The sequence below is a fragment of the Hyalangium ruber genome (assembly GCF_034259325.1).
Lineage (GTDB): Bacteria > Myxococcota > Myxococcia > Myxococcales > Myxococcaceae > Hyalangium_A > Hyalangium_A rubrum.
This window is the reverse complement of the sequence record NZ_JAXIVS010000006.1, coordinates 1-17,988: the sequence shown is the minus strand read 5'-3', so window position 1 is coordinate 17,988 and position 17,988 is coordinate 1. Positions and strand designations below refer to the sequence as shown.

The 17,988-nt window shown below is 66.7% G+C and carries 17 protein-coding genes; 3 read left to right on the top strand and 14 right to left on the bottom strand.

Going from position 1 to position 17,988, the window contains the following annotated elements; genetic code table 11:
* Window positions 1–51: 51 nt before the first annotated feature.
* Window positions 52–906 (bottom strand): hypothetical protein, encoded by an 855-nt coding sequence (locus SYV04_RS18155; RefSeq protein WP_321547078.1) that lies wholly within the window; start codon window positions 904–906, stop codon window positions 52–54.
* A 249-nt stretch (window positions 907–1,155) separates the two neighbouring features.
* On the opposite strand from SYV04_RS18155, the gene SYV04_RS18150 reads away from it, so the two are divergent.
* On the top strand, window positions 1,156–2,076 hold the full coding sequence (locus tag SYV04_RS18150) for a polysaccharide deacetylase family protein (protein WP_321547077.1): 921 nt from the start codon (window positions 1,156–1,158) through the stop codon (window positions 2,074–2,076).
* Between the two features lie 25 nt (window positions 2,077–2,101).
* Here the strand turns inward: SYV04_RS18150 and SYV04_RS18145 are convergent, their stop codons facing one another.
* From SYV04_RS18145 to SYV04_RS18105, 9 genes are all read right to left on the bottom strand, one after another.
* Window positions 2,102–2,839 (bottom strand): alpha/beta hydrolase, encoded by a 738-nt coding sequence (locus SYV04_RS18145; protein ID WP_321547076.1) that lies wholly within the window; start codon window positions 2,837–2,839, stop codon window positions 2,102–2,104.
* A 95-nt stretch (window positions 2,840–2,934) separates the two neighbouring features.
* Window positions 2,935–3,654 carry a lysophospholipid acyltransferase family protein gene (locus tag SYV04_RS18140; protein WP_321547075.1) on the bottom strand — a complete coding sequence of 240 codons (720 nt, stop codon included), beginning with the start codon at window positions 3,652–3,654 and terminating at the stop codon, window positions 2,935–2,937.
* A gap of 132 nt (window positions 3,655–3,786) precedes the next feature.
* Window positions 3,787–5,049 carry an ATP-grasp domain-containing protein gene (locus tag SYV04_RS18135; RefSeq protein ID WP_321547074.1) on the bottom strand — a complete coding sequence of 421 codons (1,263 nt, stop codon included), beginning with the start codon at window positions 5,047–5,049 and terminating at the stop codon, window positions 3,787–3,789.
* Window positions 5,012–5,650 carry an NUDIX hydrolase gene (locus SYV04_RS18130; RefSeq protein WP_321547073.1) on the bottom strand — a complete coding sequence of 213 codons (639 nt, stop codon included), beginning with the start codon at window positions 5,648–5,650 and terminating at the stop codon, window positions 5,012–5,014. The genes SYV04_RS18135 and SYV04_RS18130 overlap by 38 nt, the downstream gene beginning before the upstream one ends.
* A complete protein-coding gene (locus SYV04_RS18125) occupies window positions 5,647–6,384 on the bottom strand; it encodes an NRDE family protein (RefSeq protein ID WP_321547072.1) in 738 nt (245 codons plus the stop codon). Before SYV04_RS18125 ends, SYV04_RS18130 begins: the two co-directional genes overlap by 4 nt.
* Before the next feature lie 45 nt (window positions 6,385–6,429).
* Complete coding sequence (locus SYV04_RS18120; protein WP_321547071.1) at window positions 6,430–7,863, bottom strand: B12-binding domain-containing radical SAM protein; 1,434 nt, start codon at window positions 7,861–7,863, stop codon at window positions 6,430–6,432.
* Window positions 7,864–7,877: 14 nt separating this feature from the next.
* Window positions 7,878–8,927 (bottom strand): class I adenylate-forming enzyme family protein, encoded by a 1,050-nt coding sequence (locus SYV04_RS18115; RefSeq protein ID WP_321547070.1) that lies wholly within the window; start codon window positions 8,925–8,927, stop codon window positions 7,878–7,880.
* A 53-nt stretch (window positions 8,928–8,980) separates the two neighbouring features.
* Window positions 8,981–10,420, bottom strand: a complete 1,440-nt coding sequence (locus SYV04_RS18110; RefSeq protein ID WP_321547069.1) for an aldehyde dehydrogenase family protein — start codon at window positions 10,418–10,420, stop codon at window positions 8,981–8,983.
* A complete protein-coding gene (locus SYV04_RS18105; RefSeq protein WP_321547068.1) occupies window positions 10,407–11,267 on the bottom strand; it encodes an enoyl-CoA hydratase/isomerase family protein in 861 nt (286 codons plus the stop codon). The genes SYV04_RS18110 and SYV04_RS18105 overlap by 14 nt, the downstream gene beginning before the upstream one ends.
* Before the next feature lie 215 nt (window positions 11,268–11,482).
* On the opposite strand from SYV04_RS18105, the gene SYV04_RS18100 reads away from it, so the two are divergent.
* Both SYV04_RS18100 and SYV04_RS18095 read left to right on the top strand, forming a co-directional pair.
* Window positions 11,483–12,970 carry an asparagine synthase-related protein gene (locus SYV04_RS18100; RefSeq protein WP_321547067.1) on the top strand — a complete coding sequence of 496 codons (1,488 nt, stop codon included), beginning with the start codon at window positions 11,483–11,485 and terminating at the stop codon, window positions 12,968–12,970.
* Window positions 12,971–12,984: 14 nt separating this feature from the next.
* Window positions 12,985–13,884: a DMT family transporter gene (locus SYV04_RS18095; protein WP_321547066.1), complete on the top strand. Its 900-nt coding sequence runs from the start codon at window positions 12,985–12,987 to the stop codon at window positions 13,882–13,884.
* Between the two features lie 376 nt (window positions 13,885–14,260).
* Here SYV04_RS18095 and SYV04_RS18090 read toward each other — a convergent pair whose 3' ends face one another.
* The 4 genes from SYV04_RS18090 to SYV04_RS18075 all read right to left on the bottom strand — a co-directional run bounded on the left by SYV04_RS18090 (window position 14,261) and on the right by SYV04_RS18075 (window position 17,541).
* Window positions 14,261–15,019 carry a DUF5953 family protein gene (locus tag SYV04_RS18090; RefSeq protein ID WP_321547065.1) on the bottom strand — a complete coding sequence of 253 codons (759 nt, stop codon included), beginning with the start codon at window positions 15,017–15,019 and terminating at the stop codon, window positions 14,261–14,263.
* Window positions 15,016–15,933 carry a DUF6310 domain-containing protein gene (locus SYV04_RS18085; protein ID WP_321547064.1) on the bottom strand — a complete coding sequence of 306 codons (918 nt, stop codon included), beginning with the start codon at window positions 15,931–15,933 and terminating at the stop codon, window positions 15,016–15,018. The genes SYV04_RS18090 and SYV04_RS18085 overlap by 4 nt, the downstream gene beginning before the upstream one ends.
* Window positions 15,934–16,096: 163 nt before the next feature.
* Window positions 16,097–17,320 (bottom strand): tyrosine-type recombinase/integrase, encoded by a 1,224-nt coding sequence (locus SYV04_RS18080; protein WP_321547063.1) that lies wholly within the window; start codon window positions 17,318–17,320, stop codon window positions 16,097–16,099.
* On the bottom strand, window positions 17,317–17,541 hold the full coding sequence (locus SYV04_RS18075; RefSeq protein ID WP_321547062.1) for a helix-turn-helix domain-containing protein: 225 nt from the start codon (window positions 17,539–17,541) through the stop codon (window positions 17,317–17,319). The genes SYV04_RS18080 and SYV04_RS18075 overlap by 4 nt, the downstream gene beginning before the upstream one ends.
* Window positions 17,542–17,988 lie beyond the last annotated feature (447 nt).

Genomic DNA, 17,988 nt, shown 5'->3' with positions numbered 1-17,988 from the left:
TCTCACGTTTGCAGGCGGCTCGGGTCCCACCGCGCGCGGAGAGCGGGAGGCTCAGCTTCCCGTGGGCAACCGATAGATGAATCCCAGGGTAACACTCGCGGTGTCCAACCAGTTGCTGCTGTAGCCGTCACCAAGACCCCTCGCGGCCTCCTCGTCGTCCGTGCCGCGCGCGCCGCCACCGAGGTAGCGGAGGTTGAGGAACACATCCACCGTGCGGGTGACTCGCATCCCCGCGCGCACGCTGGCATCCAGGATCGCGGCGTCGAAGCTATCCGCTCGATTGTTCCGGTTCAGCAAGCCGCCGGAGGCATAGATGCCGTCTGCCTCCAACCCGAGCCACATCCCGGAAGTGAAGCTGTAGCGCCCACGCACCTTGAGCGCGGGCACGGGCCCCACGTCCCGGCTGGACCACCGCCGGAGGCCATCCGTCGAGGTGAAGGTGAGCGTGGCGTTGCGCAGTTGCAGCGAGGCGCCCACGGCCAGTTCCCACTCCGGGCCCGCGAGGAAGTCGTAGAGGTAGCTCGCCCGCCAGAACGAGAAGCCATAGCGCACATCCATGGGCGTGCCCGCAGGGAAGGTGATGTCATCGAAGAAGGTGATGTCCCGCGACAGCAGCGTCTCGCCCCGGAGATCAATCGGCTGGTACAGCAGCACGGCGGTGTGCCGCCCGCGCCAGGAGAGCTCCGCGCTCAGCCGGGTGAAGAGGAAGAGATTGTCCTGGCCTCCTTCCTCCGTGAAGCGGAAGAGGGAGCCGCCCTGGCCATAACGGACGGTGTTGGCATGCACGTTCAAGAAGCCCAGCTCGCTCATGACGCTCGCCTGGAAGCTCGGGTCGGGCGAGCGCTCCTGCGCGAATGCGGCGGTGGATAGGCCCAGCAGCAGGATCAGGAGAGGGAGTCGGTTCATGGCACTTCCTTATGAAGTGCCCCACCTGATGCGCATGTCCGCGCTGGCACGCCCGGGTTTTCTCGTCCGAATGTTCGGAGGACTTCACCGAGGGTTGTCGTGACAACGGTTGAGTGCGGTAACCTCCAGGAAGCCGGGGCAGCGGCTCGTCGGCGGCTCAGGCTTTGATCCCCGGGCCATGATGGTTGCCCGGAGGCATCCCGCTTGCCGAGGTCTCGGCCGCCACCCGAACCTGAACCTCCTTTTCCGATGCCGATGACCTTTCGTCACCTCGTCCCCGCCGCCTTCTTCCTGCTCGCCGCCTTTCCGGCCTTCGCACAGTCCGTCGCATTCACGTTCGACGACGGCCCTTCCCTTGAAGAGACCCCACGGTTGACAGCCGCCCAGCGCAATCAGGCCCTGCTGGCCGCCCTGGCCAAACACAAGGCGAAGGCCGCGCTGATGGTCACCGCCAACAGAGGCGCGAACCGCCCTGAAGGCCTGGCCCTGGCGCGCGCCTGGGGCGAGGCCGGCCACGTCATCGGCAACCACACGATGTCGCATCCGGACCTCCACAAGAGCACGCTGGCCCAGTACCAGCAGGAGATTCTCGAATGCGATCGCATCATCTCCACGCTGCCCGGCTATACGAAGTGGTTCCGCTTCACGTACCTGCGTGAAGGGGACACGTTGGAAAAGCGCGACGGCATGCGCGCCTTCCTGAAGGAGCAGGGCTACCGCAACGCCTACGTCTCACTGGACACCAGTGACTGGCGCCTGAACGACAAGCTGATCGAGGTCCTGAAGAAGAACCCCAAGGCCGACGTCACCCCCATCAAGGCCGCGTATCTGGCGCACGTGCGGCAGCGCGCCATCGCCTACCGCGAACTCGCATACAAGCTGCAGGGCAGGGACATCCCGCAGGTCATCCTGCTGCACCACAACCTCATCAATGCGATGTGGCTCGACGATGTGATTGCCCAATTCGAACAGATGGGCTGGACCCTCACCACGCCACAAGCCGCCTTCAACGACCCCATCTACCAGCTCCAGCCCGACCGCACCGTGGCCGGCCAAAGCCTGCTGCTGTCCATGGCCCGCTCGCTCGGACTCGGCAAATTCGAAGGCTGGGAGCGACTGGTGGACGATGGCGACTTCGAAATCGAAGCCCTGAAAGCGCAGGGCATTTGAAGAGACTCAGGGGTAAGGCCTGTCGTCAGGCGCGAAGGTGCCAGCGCAGAAAGCCCTGTGCGCGGCTCCACATGTCCGACCAGTCCTCCGAGCGGACGAAGTGGTCCGACTCGGGGTACTCGACATATTCGACGTAGCGGCCAAGCCAGGGGTGGTTGTCCCAAGCTCTCCGCGCGAACTCGCGAGACCCGTGGGGCGACACCAGGTTGTCCCGCCCCGCATTCATCAGCAGCAGCGGGTTGCGCGCGCAGTCCGCCGGGCGATGCACCGGCGCCTGCTGCATGAGCTGGTAGATTTCGTGCGTCATGGGCGCGTCGCGAGGCGCCCAGTCCGGAGAGCCCAGCATGGAGACCGTGGCCTCCACCCGCGGGTCCCACGTCGCCACGGTCAGCGCGGTGTACGCACCCAGGGAGACACCGACGACCCCGATGGGGCCGTGGCCCTCGTCCTTCAGATGATCGATGACACGGCTCACATCCGGTGCCGCTTCGAGGACGAGGCGCAGAATGTTCTCGTGGTACGCCGACGGGCCCCAGTCGGCCATCCGTTCCACCCACCCGTCCCACCGTGCGCCGTGATGCGGGGCGTCGATGCCCACGGCGGTCAACCCCGCGTTGGCGAGCAGATCCAGATCGTAGCGCTGGTCATCCGCCTTGGAGCGGAGTCCGTGCAGAACGATGACCGCCGGGGATGGGCGGGGCTCGTGATGCACCTTGAGCACGGGAATCCGCCCATCCACCCAGAAGCGATATTCGGGAGCCATGGGGGAATTGTGCCAGCGTGACGGACACACCCCAAATGGCTCCCGAGCACCGTCGCTCACTGCCTGACGAGCTCGACCGGGCCGAGCGGCAACCGTCACCTCCCCTCTGGGTGCGGAGGCGCCACGCCGCTGTAGCCCTGGCGCGAGAGTTCCGCGCGTGCCAGAGCCTCCAACTCGGCAACGATGATGTCCCGCTCTTCAAGAGCGCGGCCCTCGAGCGACACGGGCGTGCCGAGCACGGCGGTCAACTCCCCCGGGCGCACGCGCCACTCGCCGTAGGGCCACAACCGGCGCGCGTCCACCATGTACAAGGGGACGATCCGCGCGCCCGTGGTCAGCGCCATGATCACGGGGCCCTTCTTGTAGGGGAGCAGCGCGCCGGTCGGGCTCCTCCGCCCCTCGATGGAGATGGCAAAGCTGTTTCCCCGCTGGAGCAGTTGATTGGCCTTGTGAGCCGCGCGCTTCGCCTGAGCCGCCCATTGGCGCACCACCATGACCCCACCCTGCAGCCATACTCCCCAGCCCAGGAACGGGATCAGCCCGAACTCGATGTTGAGGAAGGCGTTCATCGGGACCGGGGCAACCGCGGAGATCGAGATCGCTTCCAACAGACTCGTCTGGTTCATCAACACGAACAGGTACGGCGGTCGCTCGTAAGCTCCCCTGTTCCGATCCTCCACCCGCAGGCGTACCCCGAAGATCCGCAACAGGGCTCGCCCCCAAACCTTCCTCAGATGGTACGCACCCTGCTTGCTGAACGGGTACGCCACGCTCGAGACGGTCATCAGTCCAGCAGTGACGAGCGCGGCCACCATCCATCGCCCGAGGCTCGAGACGACACCGGGGCGAGGGTTTTCGTCCGACCCAGCTGTGGCTTCACGCATCATGTCCCTCGGATGAGGTACGGCCTCCTCCGGATGATACGTTGGGCAGAGGAGAACGGGGCGTCAGCCCCGGGTGGGCTCCAGCTCGATCGTGAAGTGCTCCCGGACCCTGGAGAGCGCGTGGAAGGCGTCCTCCTCCGAGTCACCCCTGACGAGGAAGTACCCCAGGGTGTCGTGGGCGACGAAGCGGGGATCGGTGATGACATCGCCGAGCTTTCGGGTGAACTTCACCTCGGCGATGTGGCTGGCCACCTGCGGCTCCACGGGGGCCGCGACCTGCACGAGCTTGCCCCGCTTCGACGTCGTGATGAACTCCGCTGCCATGGGACGCCTCCTGGGAGGCACCAGCGAGTAGGCGGGCTCCAACTCCGCACGCGCCCACTCGTAGGCCAGGTGTACGCCGAAGGCCTCGGCATAGAGGGGAACGATGTAGCCCCCCGGCAGTCGGGCAGCGACCTCCCCGAAAACGGGCTGCCCGTCCTCGGGCAGGAAAAACTCCGCATGGATGACGCCTGTTCCAAGGCCAAACCCGCGCACCAGGGTACAGCAGTCGCGCACCATGTCCGACTCGGGTGCATGGGAGAGGTCCATCCGGAGCACGCTCCCGAGAGGTTTGTTGGACTGGTACTCCAGGACGTTATGTGTGTAGCGACAGACCGCCTGGAAGACGGGCTCGCCCTCTCGGAACAGCATGTCGACGTGGTACTGCGAGCCCACGACGAACTTCTCGACGCGGTAGTCGTGCCGCGTGTCCCGCACCGCCGTCCAGACCCGCTCCAGCGCTGCTTCGGACGAGACCTTGTAGGTGTCACGCCCGGCCAGTCCATCGAAGGGCTTGATGATGATCGGGAATCCGTTGTCGCGGATGAAGTCCTGGATCGTCTGAAGTGTGAGGGGCAGTCCCCACCCCGCTACCCGGACGCCAAGCTCCTCCGCCCGGCGCGCCATCACGTTCTTGTCGCGGAAGTGGATGGCGTCCTCGGGAAGCAGCCCCGGAACCTGGAAGTCCCTCCTGCAGAGCGCGGCGGTGAAGACGTCATCCTCCACACACGGGAAGATCCGCAGGACCTCGAAGCTCTCGCAGAGAAACCCCACCTCCCGCCGGAGTTCCGGCACGTCCGATGAGCCTGGCGCGAGTAGCAGCGTGCCACCACTGCGGTACGAGCGGCTCAGGTCCACTTCTCCATCGGCGAAGGTCACGCCTTGTGGAGCCAGGCAGATGCCCAGGGCACCTGCCTCCCGGATGGCACGCATGAACCCCGCGAGGTTCGAGCGGTGATAGGCATTGTCATTCCTGTAGATGATGATGCAGGCCTTCTGCTTCACATGCCCCTCCCTGCGACGTCGCCGCGCGCTCCAGGATCTCCAGCAGCTGTTGCACCACCCGGGCAGTGGCTCCCCAGATGCGGTGCCGCTCCAGGCGATACTCGAGCGCAGCGTAGCGCTGTCCGCCAATCTGGCGCACTCCGGCTCGCGTCAGTCGCTCCGGCGCCGAGAGTTCCTGGACCGAGACGTCGAGGGACTCGGACACCTCCCAGCCATCGTGTCCGAGGTGTGCATCCCCGAGCACCCATCCGACCACCGGGGTGATGATGAAGCCCGCGCCACTTGGGGTGTCGTCGAGCAGGCCGAGCACCTTGACCGACGCGCGCGCGAGGTGAACCTCTTCCTCGGCCTCCCTCAAGGCGGTGTCCACCGAGGTCTGGTCACCCGGCGCGACCAATCCCCCAGGAAAGGCCACATCCCCTGCATGCGTGGGCGCACGCGCCGCACGAACGATCAGCGTCGTCCGCAGCGCTCCGCCCTCGCATCTGAGAGGGACGAGGACCGCCGCACGCCGGAAGCCGGCAATCTCCAGCGAGCGCCTGGGCCTCGACTGGAGCTCACGCTCGAGGAGGCCTCGGAGCTCGCACGTCTCATTGCTCACAGGACGCGCCGCCACGTGCCAGAGTGGGGAGGGCCCTGGCAGAAGTCATATCGGGCAGTCCCCTGGGCGGACAGGGCGACCAGCGCCGCGGAGGACGTCCCGTACCCTGGGAGGTGCGAGAAGCCTTTGACGTTCAGCGCGGTCCAGTCGTCGAACGGTGAGTGTGGGTCGGCGAGAAGCTCCGGCCAGCCGCCCCACGCCCCCAGGAAGTCCTCCCGCGAGGGCTCTGGCAGCTCCGCCTCGACAAAGCGGGGAAGCCACCTTCGATGCCGCGGGCTGGCCTCCGTGTCGTTGAGGTCCGCGGACGTCAGGATGTACGTGCCCGGGCCCAGACTCCGTGAGCGAAGCCCGGTGCCGTCCCACCTCCACCAGGAGCAGCGCGTCGGGCTCATGAGCAGGAGGTTGAAAGGCGGGAACAGCTCCGCCTCCGCCGTGGAGAGGCTGAAGTCTGGCTGGGAGACAGCCCAGAGTGGGAGCCTGCCCCGACTGAGGGAGGCTTCTGCCCCGGTCGGCTCCGACCGGTTCAACACGACGGCGGCCCGGGCCGAGCGGGGGTCCACCGCCAGCCAGGTACCTCCCGCCTGCTCATCCAGTCCTCCGACAACGCGAGGGGACTGTGCGGGCCACCACGCCCCGGGAGGACGCCAGGGGCGGGTGCGTACCTCATCCCGGGTGCCACAACACAGGAGAGGCCAGGCCTCCCCTGGACGAAACACGAAGATTGCCGTGCACATCCGTCCTGTTCCCTCTGGCACTGCTCGGAGCGATCCCGCCCGGCCTCAGCTCACGACCGGGAGCGGGTAGCTCGCCGGAGCGGCGGGTGGCAGGTGCGGAGTCCCGGAGACGGGCTCCCCCAGCTTGTGGCCATCTCGGACTGCTTGGATCATCCGAGTGAAGGCGGAGCCGGTGGAGTAATAGAAGACGGGGGCCTGACTGGCGCCGGGGACGTCGGTGCGCGCGGCCGTGCCCTGAATCAGGTCGGCGAAGGCGCTGTAGAACTCCTCCAGGGGCAGCTTCGTCCGGAGCAGCGTGTGGTAGCAGTCGTAGAGCTCCGGACCGTCCACGAAGAACTCGGAGCGGACGCGCTCGTAGAGGTTGGTGCCGGGCAGTGGGGTGAGCACGGAGAAGCTGGGCAGGTCCACGCCGAGCGTCTTCACCTGGGCCGCCACCCGGGCGAAGTCCTTCCGCTCGAAGTCCGGACGCACGATGAAGTTCGCGCGCACCTTCACCCCGAGGGAGTGGAAGAGCCGCATGGCCTGCACCGTCTCCGAGGCCCCAGCGCCCTTCTTGTACGCATCGAGCTCGTCCTCCTCCAGCGACTCGGCCCCGATGAGCACCGAGTCCAGCCCCGCGCCGCGCCACTTCTCCATCAGCGCGGGGTTCCGCACCGCGGTGTCGGCCCGGATGTACATGTGGAACTTCTTCCGGAAACCCGCCGTGGCGATGGCGTCCGCCAGCTCATGCATGCGTTTGGCGACGATGAACGCCTCATCATCCACGACGTAGATGTTCTCGGAGGAGATCTCGGAGAGCTCCTCCAGGACGCCGTCGACGGCCTTGGTGAAATAGCGCCCGGCGGTGAGCTTCCACAGGATGCAGAAGTCACAGCGGTACGGGCACCCCGCGGAGAAACGGATGAGAGCGGTGGGACGGTAATAGGAATGGAAGTACCGCTGGGCGTGGCGGGTGAGCAGGCTCCGGTCCGGCTTCGCGAGGTGCTTCACATCCTTGGCCGTCGCCCCCACGGGCGGTGGTCCGTCCTTGAGGAACCGCTCGAAGGGCACGAGGTTGGCCACGTCGCTCAGGGGGGTGCCCTGCTCCAGCGCATCGGAGAGGCCGCGGAGCGCATCTCCGCCCTCCCCGAGGATGACGTAGTCGGCGGGGCAGTCGGCGAACCACTCATTGGAGACCGTCGGGTGGTGGCCGCCCAGCACCAGCAGCGCGCGAGGCCACAGTCGCTTCACCTCACGGGCGGTCTGCACCGCCGCACGGGCCGAGCACGTGAAGGGAACCGCCACTCCCACCACGTCATAGGCCGCGCCCTCTCGAGCGCGCTGCTCGAGCGGAGGATCGAGGCGGCAATCGTGGATCTCCACCTCGTGGCGTCCCTTGAGGGCTCCCGCGAGGTACTCCAGGGGAAGGGGCTCGCAGCAGCTCAGCTCGTCGCTCAACACCACCGACTCGCTTCGAGGCCAGACCAGAAGAACTTTCATGACGCCGCCGCCTTTCAGTAAACGCCCTCGACCTTGCCCTCGACCGTGAACTCCGGGCTGTAGGGGTCCTCGATCCAGTCCCAGGGGTACTTCGCCGCATGGCGCCCGAACGGCTTGACCCGGAAGGCCATGTCCCGCTCCCAGAAGCCGGGGATGAGGGAGTCCTCGGTGAACCGGTACGTGGCCACGCGGCCCTCCCGCCCGTACTCCACGAGCTGGCCCTGCTCGTCCACGCACTCCATGACCACGTGGGGCGAGGACGGGATGTAGATGACCCGCCCGTCATCGTCCGGATCCGGCGGCTTCTGGTAGCTGACGCTGGTGGTGGACGTGCCGTAGACGCCGACGATGGGGACGCCCGGGAAGCACTCCTCACGGAGCATCTGGTGGGTGTCCCGCGTCATCGTCGTCCCCGCATGCACGATGGCCTTCAGCTTCTTGAACTGCGCCAGACCCACCTTCTCCGGAATCATCTCCAGGAGCCGGGAGGTGGCGAAGAGGACCCCGATGTTCTGGTGCTTGAGGATGGGGTCGACCTGCTCCCAGATGTGCCGGACGTAGCGCTCGTAGGCCGACCACATCCCTTCCGTGCCGAAGATCTTCACGATGCGCGGATCGAGATCGATGGAGAAGCATCGGCCTCCCCGACGCTCCGCCATGGAGATGACCCATCGTCCCGTCGTGTGCGGCCCCGTGGGACCGATGAACAGCCAGTTCACGCCCCGGGGGACGCCGTGTGCGTCCAGCATCTCGTCGGAGAACTGGAGCACCGACTTCCAGTACGAGGAGCCCCAGGTGCCATGCTTGGGCGCGCCGGTCGTCCCCCCCGTCTGCGAGGCCCAGATGAAGGACTCTTTCTGCAGCGCGCTTCGGGGGATGAACGTCTCCAGCGGCATGAAGCGCGTGTCACGCTCGAAGCGCTGCTGCTCCTCCATGTTCCGGAAGCCCACGAGCCGCTTGAAGTCCTCGAAGGTCTGTACGCGCTCCAACGCCTGGGCCTCGAGCGCCCGGTCCCGCTGGAGCCAGTACGGTGTCCCGGTCTCCGGCTCGAAGTGGGACTGCATCACCCTCCGGAGGAAAGTCGTGTCAGGGAAGTAGAGATTTCCGGACGGCATCTTCAAACCTCGGCGGGACAAGGCCAGATGGCCTTCTTGAGAAAGAGGAACTCGGACATGAAGCCTTCGTGCGGGTCGGTGGAGTCGTAGCCCCGGGAGGCGAAGTCATCCTGGAAGACCTTGTCGACGCTCGGCTCCTGGGCCAGCCGTCGCACGAGCTCGCGGTCCGCGTTGAAGGTGGAGATGATCAGGGAGTTGCGGCAGCGCGCCGGGAGTTCGTCCGCGCGGGCCCGTGCCACCGTCACGAACGGGAAGGGAAGCTCCGCACCGAAGAAGCGGTCCTCCCCGTCCACCAGCAGCACCGTGGGCCGCAGGAAGCTCACGCCGTCCACGGTCACGAGCCGCTCCTGCGCGGTGCAGCGCGCGCTGAGGTCGATGGCGCCCCGCGCCTCGGCGGCACGAATCTCCGCGTCGATGGCCCGGGCCATCGCGGGGTTGGGGAAGGCAGGGACGACCGCGTGGGGATGGGTGAGAGGAAGGATGGGAAGCTTCGCCAGCGATTCCGCCAGCATCAGGCCCGCGCGCTCGGCATCTCCCACCACCAGCAGACCGCTCAGGTTGGTACACAGCCTGCCCGCGCCGCTGAGGGCCATGCGGGTGAGCGCATCCACCCGCTCGGGCGTCAACTCGCCCACGACCACGGCCTTGCTGCGCCCCTGGTGGTAGGTCTTCAGTCGACGGCCGCGAGACAAGAGCTGATCAGCCACGTCACCGGCCCAGAGCACCTGGTCGGCCATCTCCATGAAGGGCAGCAGGTCGCCGAAGGCGAGGGACGCCGCGCCATCCGGAGCGCCCGCCCTGTAGATGGCTTCGATCAGGCGCAGCGGCGTGAAGGGCTCCCAGGCGGACGCGGCGAGGAGAACAGGACGCCGCAGGGCGAAGGCGATGAGCCAGGTGATGTTGATGGCCGGGGAGTTGGCCGGGACGCGCACGGCCAGCTGCTCTCCCTGGGGCGCGAGCGTCCAGGCGTGCTCCGCCCGTTCGCTCCTGCCAGTCCGGAACACCGCGGCCGTCCCATCCGGCGACTGCGTGGAGAGGATGGTCTCCATCCGCTGGAGGTCGGTCACCAGGGACTTGAGCGCGCTCCGGACCCGGACCGTGGGAACGCCCGTCACGCGCGTCACGAGATCCACATGCGTCTCCGGGTCCACGGGAGTGTCTCCGATGGGCAGGGACTCCTCGTCGAGGAGCCGCCCGACCTCCCGCAGCAGTGCCAACCACTCCTCATCCGGGAGCTTCCGCAGGTGCTCGAACGCCTGACGGGACCGCTCCACCATCTGGACCTGGGCCAGCCGTGGCGCCTGGGAGAGGTGGAGCCGGAGATCCCCAATGCCATTCACCACCCGGCTGGAATGGCTGAAGCGGGTGCGAGCCCCCACCTTGAAGGGAAGCCGCAGCTCGCTCGGTCCGTGCGACAGGCCGCTGTGCTCAGGTGTGGCCATTCAAGGAAGCTCCATCGGCGTGCTTCGTTTCCAGGGAGGCGGGTGCTTCCTGGGCGGCCGTACCGGAGGCGGGAGAAGCCCCCGCCGCGTACTTCGCGCCGAGCACCGCCTTGAAGTGCGCCTGCGCCGTCTTGTGGGCAAAGGCCTCCGAGTGGATGGCGACCGACTGACTGGCGATCTCGCGCAGCCCCTCGCTGAAGCGCGTGTTGGCGAAGCGCTTGGTCCTTCGGAGCGGAAGCTGCGGATAGCCCGCCAGCCGCGCGGCGGCCGCACGGGCCGTAGCGAGGAGCTCCGGAACGGAGCTGAGCTCATTGAGGAGGCTCATCCGGCGCGCGGTGGGGGCATCCACCGGCTCACCGCCATAGATGAGCTCGGTCATCGCCAGCCGTCCGAAGCTCTTCTCCAGCATGTAGCTGCCCAGCGAGCAGGCGATGCCGTGCTTCAGCTCCGGCATGATGAACTGGCACCGCTCGGTGCCCACCCGCCAGTCACAGGTGAGCGCCAGCTGGAAGCCGATGCCGATGGCGTAGCGATCCACCGCCGCGACGGTGGGCTTGGTGAGGTCCAGGATGGAGCGGTAGAGCTCCAGCGTGCCCTCGATCCACGCTTTGACCTCGGGGCCTCCAGCGAGGTTCTTCACCTCGTTGAAGTCTCCCCCCGCGCTGAAGGACCGCTCCGGCCCCCCCCAGAGGACCACGGCGTGGACGGACTCGTCCTCCTCGGCCCGCTTGCACGCGGCGATGATCGCGCGCTCGAGGGCGCGACTGACAGGGTTGTGCGGGCCAGCGCTATGAAAGGTAAGGACCAGGACGCCCTGGTCCAACTCTTCGCGCAGAATGCTCTCCATGAACTCCTCAGCCAGATCACCTGACAAACGTCAGAGGATGCGCAGGCTAGGGAGAGCGCTGGAGCCGAGCGATACCACCAAAGTGGTATCTCCCCGAGCGTACCAATTGAGGAGAACGCGGCGCCGAAATGAGACGCCCGACTCCCCCGACGAAGCTCCCGATTCCTTCCTTTGTTGCGACACTTGGCTCACCTCGCGAGCCGGCGCTCCTCGAGATGGCCGCTCAGCTCAGCCCCCAAGCCGCGGGGGGGAAAGGCTCCGCCTTTGGCGCCCTGCAGGTGGGGTTCAACGCGGGCGCGGTCGACGACTCATGGGAGGCGCACGTCCAGGACTTCGGCGAGCGCGTCTTCGTCTGGTCGGGTGAGTTGCTGAACCGGCGAGAGCTGGCCTACGTGCTGATGGCGAGAAATCCGTCCCTGGCACAGGCCTCGGACCTCGAGCTCGTCCACGCGCTCGTGGACTTCCTGGGCCTGGAGGCGCTCCAGCTGGTGGAGGGGCGCTTCGCCCTGCTCGTCTTCGACAAGCGACAGGGGAAAGTGGTGGCGGCCCGGGACGCGCTCGGCCTCATGCCCCTGATGTTCTTCGCCGTGCCCGGTGGGGTCGTCTTCACCACCGAGGCCAAGGCCTTCCGGTCGGGCGTCCTGGGCCCCCTGGTGCTCAAGCCCTTGGCCGCGTTCGACTCGAGCGCTGAGCTCCCGGATGACTTCTCCATGTTCGAGAACGTGCGGAAGGTCGCGCCGGGCGGCTGGGTGGAGTTCTCGGTGAAGGGTATCCAGACGGGAGCGGGGCGATACTTCCGCATCCACCGTCCGGGCTCGCTCACCGGCAGCGTCGAGGCGGTGAGCGCCAGGCTCAAGCAGCTCGTCGAGCAGAGCCTCGACGAATGCACCCAGGGATGGGGCGCGAGCGGCCAGCTGGGCGTGTCGCTGTCGGGCGGCCTGGACTCGAGCCTCGTGGCTTCGCTCGCGGTGCGGCGGCAGAAGGGAACGCGAACCTTCTCGGTCGGGACGGAGCTGGCCAACGAGTTCCCGGAGGCACGGGTCGCGGCCCGGTTCGCCGGCTCGGAGCACCAGGAGCACGAGGTCCGCTCCGCCACCATCATCCACGGCATCGTCAATGCCGTCTTCTACAACGAGCTGTTCGACTCCCTCTCCGCGGAGATCGCCTCTCCGCTCTACCTGCTGTACCAGAGCATCGAGGGCCGCGCGGACGTCCTGCTCACCGGGTACGGCGCCGACCTCCTCTTCGCGGGTGTATGCCCACCGGAGATCGGCCCCGAGCAGGCGAACGCGTACCTCTTCGGCCTCGTCAGCAGGACCCTGTGGACGGGGGAGTTCTCCCCGTTCCTCGCGTCCCGCTTCGGGCTCCTGGTGAGGAATCCCTACTGGAACTCCCGCCTGATGGCGTTCGCGCTGTCGGTGCCGGGGCGCATGAAGCTTCAGGGCCAGGAGGTCAAGAAGGTCCTCCGGGACCTTTCGTTCCGAGAGGGCTGGCTTCCGCACGAGGTGGCGTACCGGACGAAGATCGGAGTCCACGAGGGCTCCGGCGCCAACGCCATCTTCGCCCGCTACCTCGGGCTCTCCAACGTGCGCGACTACCGCGCGAAGGACCGCTTCGTCCATGCGGTCTTCCGTGAGCTCTTCATCGGCCGCCGGGAGGTGGAGGAGCTGGACCTGGACCGCCTGCGCGCGGAGGCGTGCTAAGTGGAAGTCCTTCCATGTCCGGTCGCAACCTCATCCGGCTCGGCGTCCTGGCGTGCATCTGGGGCGCGAGCTTCCTCCTGATCAAGCTCGCCCTGGGCGGGCTGAGTCCCATCCAGATCGTGCTCGGGCGGCTGACGGCGGGGGCAGTGGTGCTCCTGATCGTGGCGCTCAGCCAGCGAAAGACCCTGCCGAGGGAGCCCACCTTCTGGCTCCACCTGACGGTGATGGCGCTGGTGGCCAACATCATCCCCTTCTTCCTCTTCGGATGGGGCCAGCTTCGGATCTCCTCGAGCCTGGCGGGGGTGCTCAACGCCACCACTCCCCTCTTCACGATGATCCTGGCCGGGTTGTTCCTTCCGGAGGAGCGCTTCTCCTCCGCCCGGATCAGCGGCTTGCTGCTGGGGTTCGTCGGGGTGGCGGTGATCATCAACCCCTGGCACTCGGGCCAGGCCATGGACTCCATCGCCGGACAGCTCGCATGCCTCGGAGCTGCGGTCTGCTATGGCGTGAGCTTCGTCTACGCCCGGAAGTTCATCACGGGGCGTCGCCTCGCGCCCGTCGCGCTCTCGGCCGGGCAGATCAGCCTGGCGGCCCTCCTCCTCTGGATTGCAGCGCCAGGGATTGCACGAGGCGAGATGAATCTCACGCCGGTCGTGGTCGGGAGTGTCGGAATCCTCGGCGCCATTGGCACCGGCGTCGCCTACCTCCTCGTCTACCGGCTGGTGGAGGAGACCGGGGCCACCAGCGCGTCCCTGGTCACCTACGTCATCCCCATCGTCGCTGTCACGCTGGGGGTGCTCGTCCTGGACGAGCCCCTGAGCTGGAGGCTGTTCGCCGGGGCGGGGCTGGTCATCACGGGCGTCGTGCTGGCCGAGGGGCGGCTGAAGGGGTTCCTGAGCGTTGCATCTCGGTGAGAGCGAAGCGGCGGGTTCGATTGCCGTCGCTTCCAAGCCGAGCAACCCACCGCTTTCAAGGCGCCGCCCTCTGAGAACGGGGTCGGGGCTCGCATGTGGGGACCAAATCCGATTTTTCGGGACCAAAAAAAGGACCAGGTCCAAGTCCCCAAGGCTCATGGCACGCGCTCAGGTGGCCGAGTCGGACAGTGGCCTCGTCAGGGCGGGCAGCCAGGGTCGCCGCGTCCAGCTCGGCCTGGGGGCGCGCGCGTTGGACAGCGCCACCTCGCCATGGTGGCGCGCGTCAGATAGCGCCAGCTCGGCCCGGGCGCAGGTCGCGTCCCTCAGTGCCAGCTCGGGCCGGTGGAGTGTGGCAGGAGACGCGCAGCAGCCTCCTTCAGCGTGGAGAGTCGCGCCCGCCGATCTCCGGGAAGCGCTCGTAGGCCCGCTTGAGCGCGTCCAGGTGGGCGGGGTTGTCGAGATTGAGCGGCTCATTCGTGAGCTTCACAACCCAACCGCCCGACGGGGTGCGACGCGCCCGCGTAAGCAGTTCGGCATCACGGACAGGATCCGGGAAGCCGATGGCCTGCCCGGCAGCGGCAGACCAATAGTTCAGCCACCCGAGGTAGGAGGGAATCTCAGGCGAACGGATGTGCTGGGAGAGCTTCAGTGCGGGCAGCCCCCGGCGTGGGGACGGCGGCCCTTCCTGCGTGGGTGCTGTCTGATACGCGATGTCCAGCGCAGCGTCGTCTGGCGTCGCACGCCCCCAGAACGAGCGCGCCCCCTCCGCCACGGCCTCAAGCATAGCCGCCGCTGCCACGATGACGGGCTCGTCCAGTGGCAGTTTTGCGTTCACTTCAAACAGGGACTGACCGCCCGGGCTGAAGAGTGCCGAGGTTCCCCTCCCCGAAACCGTCACGGGGTAACTCTCGTCCCCGTTGCACAGAAGAGGGAACCCCCCGTTCTGCGTCCTCTCCGCGAGCCACGCGTCGCGATGCGGCAAGGCGATGGGGCGCCCGCCTTCGGAGATCCTCCACGCCATGCGCAAACCGGGAAGTGCCGCTTCCATCCCATGGATGACATCGAGCGTGCGGCCGTCTTTGCCCACGAGCGCAGGCGCGTAGACTCTGACGCTGAGGGCTCTACGCCTAGTCATCGTTTACACCCCGTGACGACGATCTTAAGGGACTCATCCCGTTGCAGCAGCGCATCTTTGTGCGCTTGCGTGCTCACCCCAACGATGAAGTCGTATCCACAGACCCGCGCAGCGTCGCGTTCCTTAGTCAATTGCGCGATCTCTTTATCAAGCTCCCGCTCCTGGATAAAGTCAGGGTAGGTGTCAAACCGGTGGGTCTTGATCTCCCACAGCACGCGCACACCGACTTGCAGTGCATCGAAGCGCTCACTGCCCACGAATACGTCCATGCCGGGATAACGGTTGGGCGGAAACTTATCAGCGCACTCGTTATGCGGGACATCTCCGCCCGCGTGCGGCACCGGGATGGGCTCGCACGACGGACGGCGCGGTGTGGTTTCTGGCGGAGGGGGGAAGATGTCTCCGGTGGGTGACCCCTTTGGCTTTGGCGTTCGGTTCGATAACGGTTCCTGAGCGGTCTGCGTTTGAGCCTTGGGCTTCACGCGCTCGCGGGATGCGTTCCGTTGATAAGCATCAATCCCCTCCTGGATGGCGGCGGCTACCACCACCGCGCCAATAACAATCACTGCACCGACGACGATCTCGGGTGCCGCGAAAACACAGAGGGCCACGACGGCGGGAGCGGCTGCATCCGCGTAGGCGACAGCGCATCTTTTGGTGACATCCCGAAACCTGACCCTGTCGCGATCGAGAGCATGAAAGCACCGCTCCGCAAGGATCGGCCACTCGTTGGAGGCTTCCCGCACCACGCATTTCCCATCATCCGTCCACGGGTACTGCGCCGCTCGCTGAAGGTTGGCGAATCTCGGACTCAGGGGACTCGGGTCCTCCAACTCTCCCGGGCCCGGATCCATCGTGGCGCAGGCCGAGAGCAGGAACAGGAGCAGGGGAGCGCTGCAAGTTCGCGCACGCATGGCCACGTCCTTTCAATCAAGCGAGGTGCTGCGGGTCAAGGCTACGCCGGTTCTCCGCTGGAGCGTATCGGCATGCCCCAGCAGCGAGAGCGTTGGATCGCGCTCGTCCGAAGCTCCGAGCGGCGGGTTCGATTCCCGCCGCCTCCACTTTTTTAGTACGTCTTTACAGATGGTTAGCGGCTTCCTCCATCCGTGTTGCACGTATGTCGCATGCGGGCGCAAGCGGCAGGGGCCGGTCAAGAACACCGACCGCCTCTCGCCGCGTGTCGGGGCTCAGGTGGGCGTAGCGCTCGGTCATCTCGATCGTGACGTGTCCCATCAACTCCTGGATCACCTTGAGCGGAACGCCCCGCATGGCGAGGTGGCTGGCGTAGGTGTGGCGGAGATCATGCCAGCCGATCCGCCCCTCCTCACGGCTGATGCCCGCCCGGCTGAGCGCGCGGCGAAGCGGTTGCTTCATCTTGCCCTCAGTAAGCGGCTGGCCATCCTCTTGGCAGAACACGTAGCGGCCCCTCAGGTGACGGTGCGCCTTGAGCGCATCCACCGCCGACGCGGGCAGGTCCACGGTCCTTTCACGTCCGCCCTTGGGCAAGTCCGTCACCCCGCGCCAGATGGTACGCCGCACGTTGAGCCGTGCTTGTGCCAAATCCAGATCGCTCCACTGGAGTCCGATCAGTTCTCCCTGGCGAAGCCCCGTCTTCAGCGCCACCAGCAGCAGCGCCCGCCACTCCGGCTCGGCTGCGTCGATCAGCCGCGCGGCTTCCTCGAAGCTGAGGAAATCGAACGTGGGCTTGGGCAGCTTGCCGAACAGCTTCACGCGCGGAGCCTGCGCGATCTCCCCTTGTTCCTGCGCCAGTGCCAGCAGCTTGCTCAACGCCGAGAGCACGTTGTTGATCGTCTTGAGGCTCAAGGGCTTTGGCTCCACGTCGCTGCGCTTAAGAAGGGCGGCCCTCGTGGGGGCCTCCTTGCGGGCGCGCGCTGCGGACTTCTTCTTGCGCATGTGCGCTTTGAAGTCCTCGATCTGTGCCGGACCAATGGCAGACAGCGCCATCTGACCGAAGAACGGGAGCAAGTGATCATCCAGCAGGTGCCGCTTGGTGACGACGCTTGAATGCTTGTTGTTGTTCTCGCTGTAGGTGAGGAATCGCGGCGCAAAATCCGCCAACGTCATAGGGCGCTCCCCTGTGTTCTCCTTTCCGAAGGTCCCATTGAGGAGAGAGGCGCGGAGTTCGCGCTCGTACTGCTCGGCACCCCGGCGCGTCTGCACAGGCGAGAACTTCACGACTCGCTGCCGCCGTCCGTCCGGGTGGTGGAAGATGAAATCCACTTGCCAAGCCTCCTCAGCCTTCCCTGCCTTGTTCTGCCACTTCCGCATTCTGACGCTCATTTGCGACTCCCAAGCGCAGAATCACGGCCCTTACCGGCTGTCCACTCTAGCAAGGCAGCGCGGCGGATGCGTAGGGTTTTGCCGATGCGAGCAACGCCGGGGATTTGCTCCAGCCGGATCGCTTCGTAGAGAGTCTTTCGATTCACGCGGAGCAATTCGGCGGCTTCCTCCACCGTGAGGAACGCAGGCGCCGTGTCGGCAGCAACGAGGGGCGTGCTCATGGCTGGCTCCCCTCCCGCACTGGCGCTGCTCTCTCGGTTCGAGGAAGGGCCGCACTCCTGAGAATGCCGCGCCTCTTGGCCACGGACGCGTGAGGTTCCCGCCGTTCCTCAGCGCTGGCCTGTGGGTAATGGTTGTGTGCTCCGTGTTGCCCCTGCATGGGTGAAACGCTCCCGGCTGCCGAGTGACCGACGCTGCGCACCCGTAGCCAGGACGCGCGGCGCCATGCCGTGAGGAGAGAGGAGCCGCCCAGCTCGAAGCTGTGCGGCAACCCGAGCGCGTCCGGGGGGCGGAGGGGGAACGTTGCGCTGCGGGTGCTGTCGTAAGACCTCGCCGTGCCCCGTCGTGACGGGCTCCGGCCTCTCATGAGACCTCCCTTGGCCACACGCCAGGGAGGTGGTCCATGGAGTTGGAGAAGGAATTGGAGCAGTTCCGTCAGGAAGCGCAGC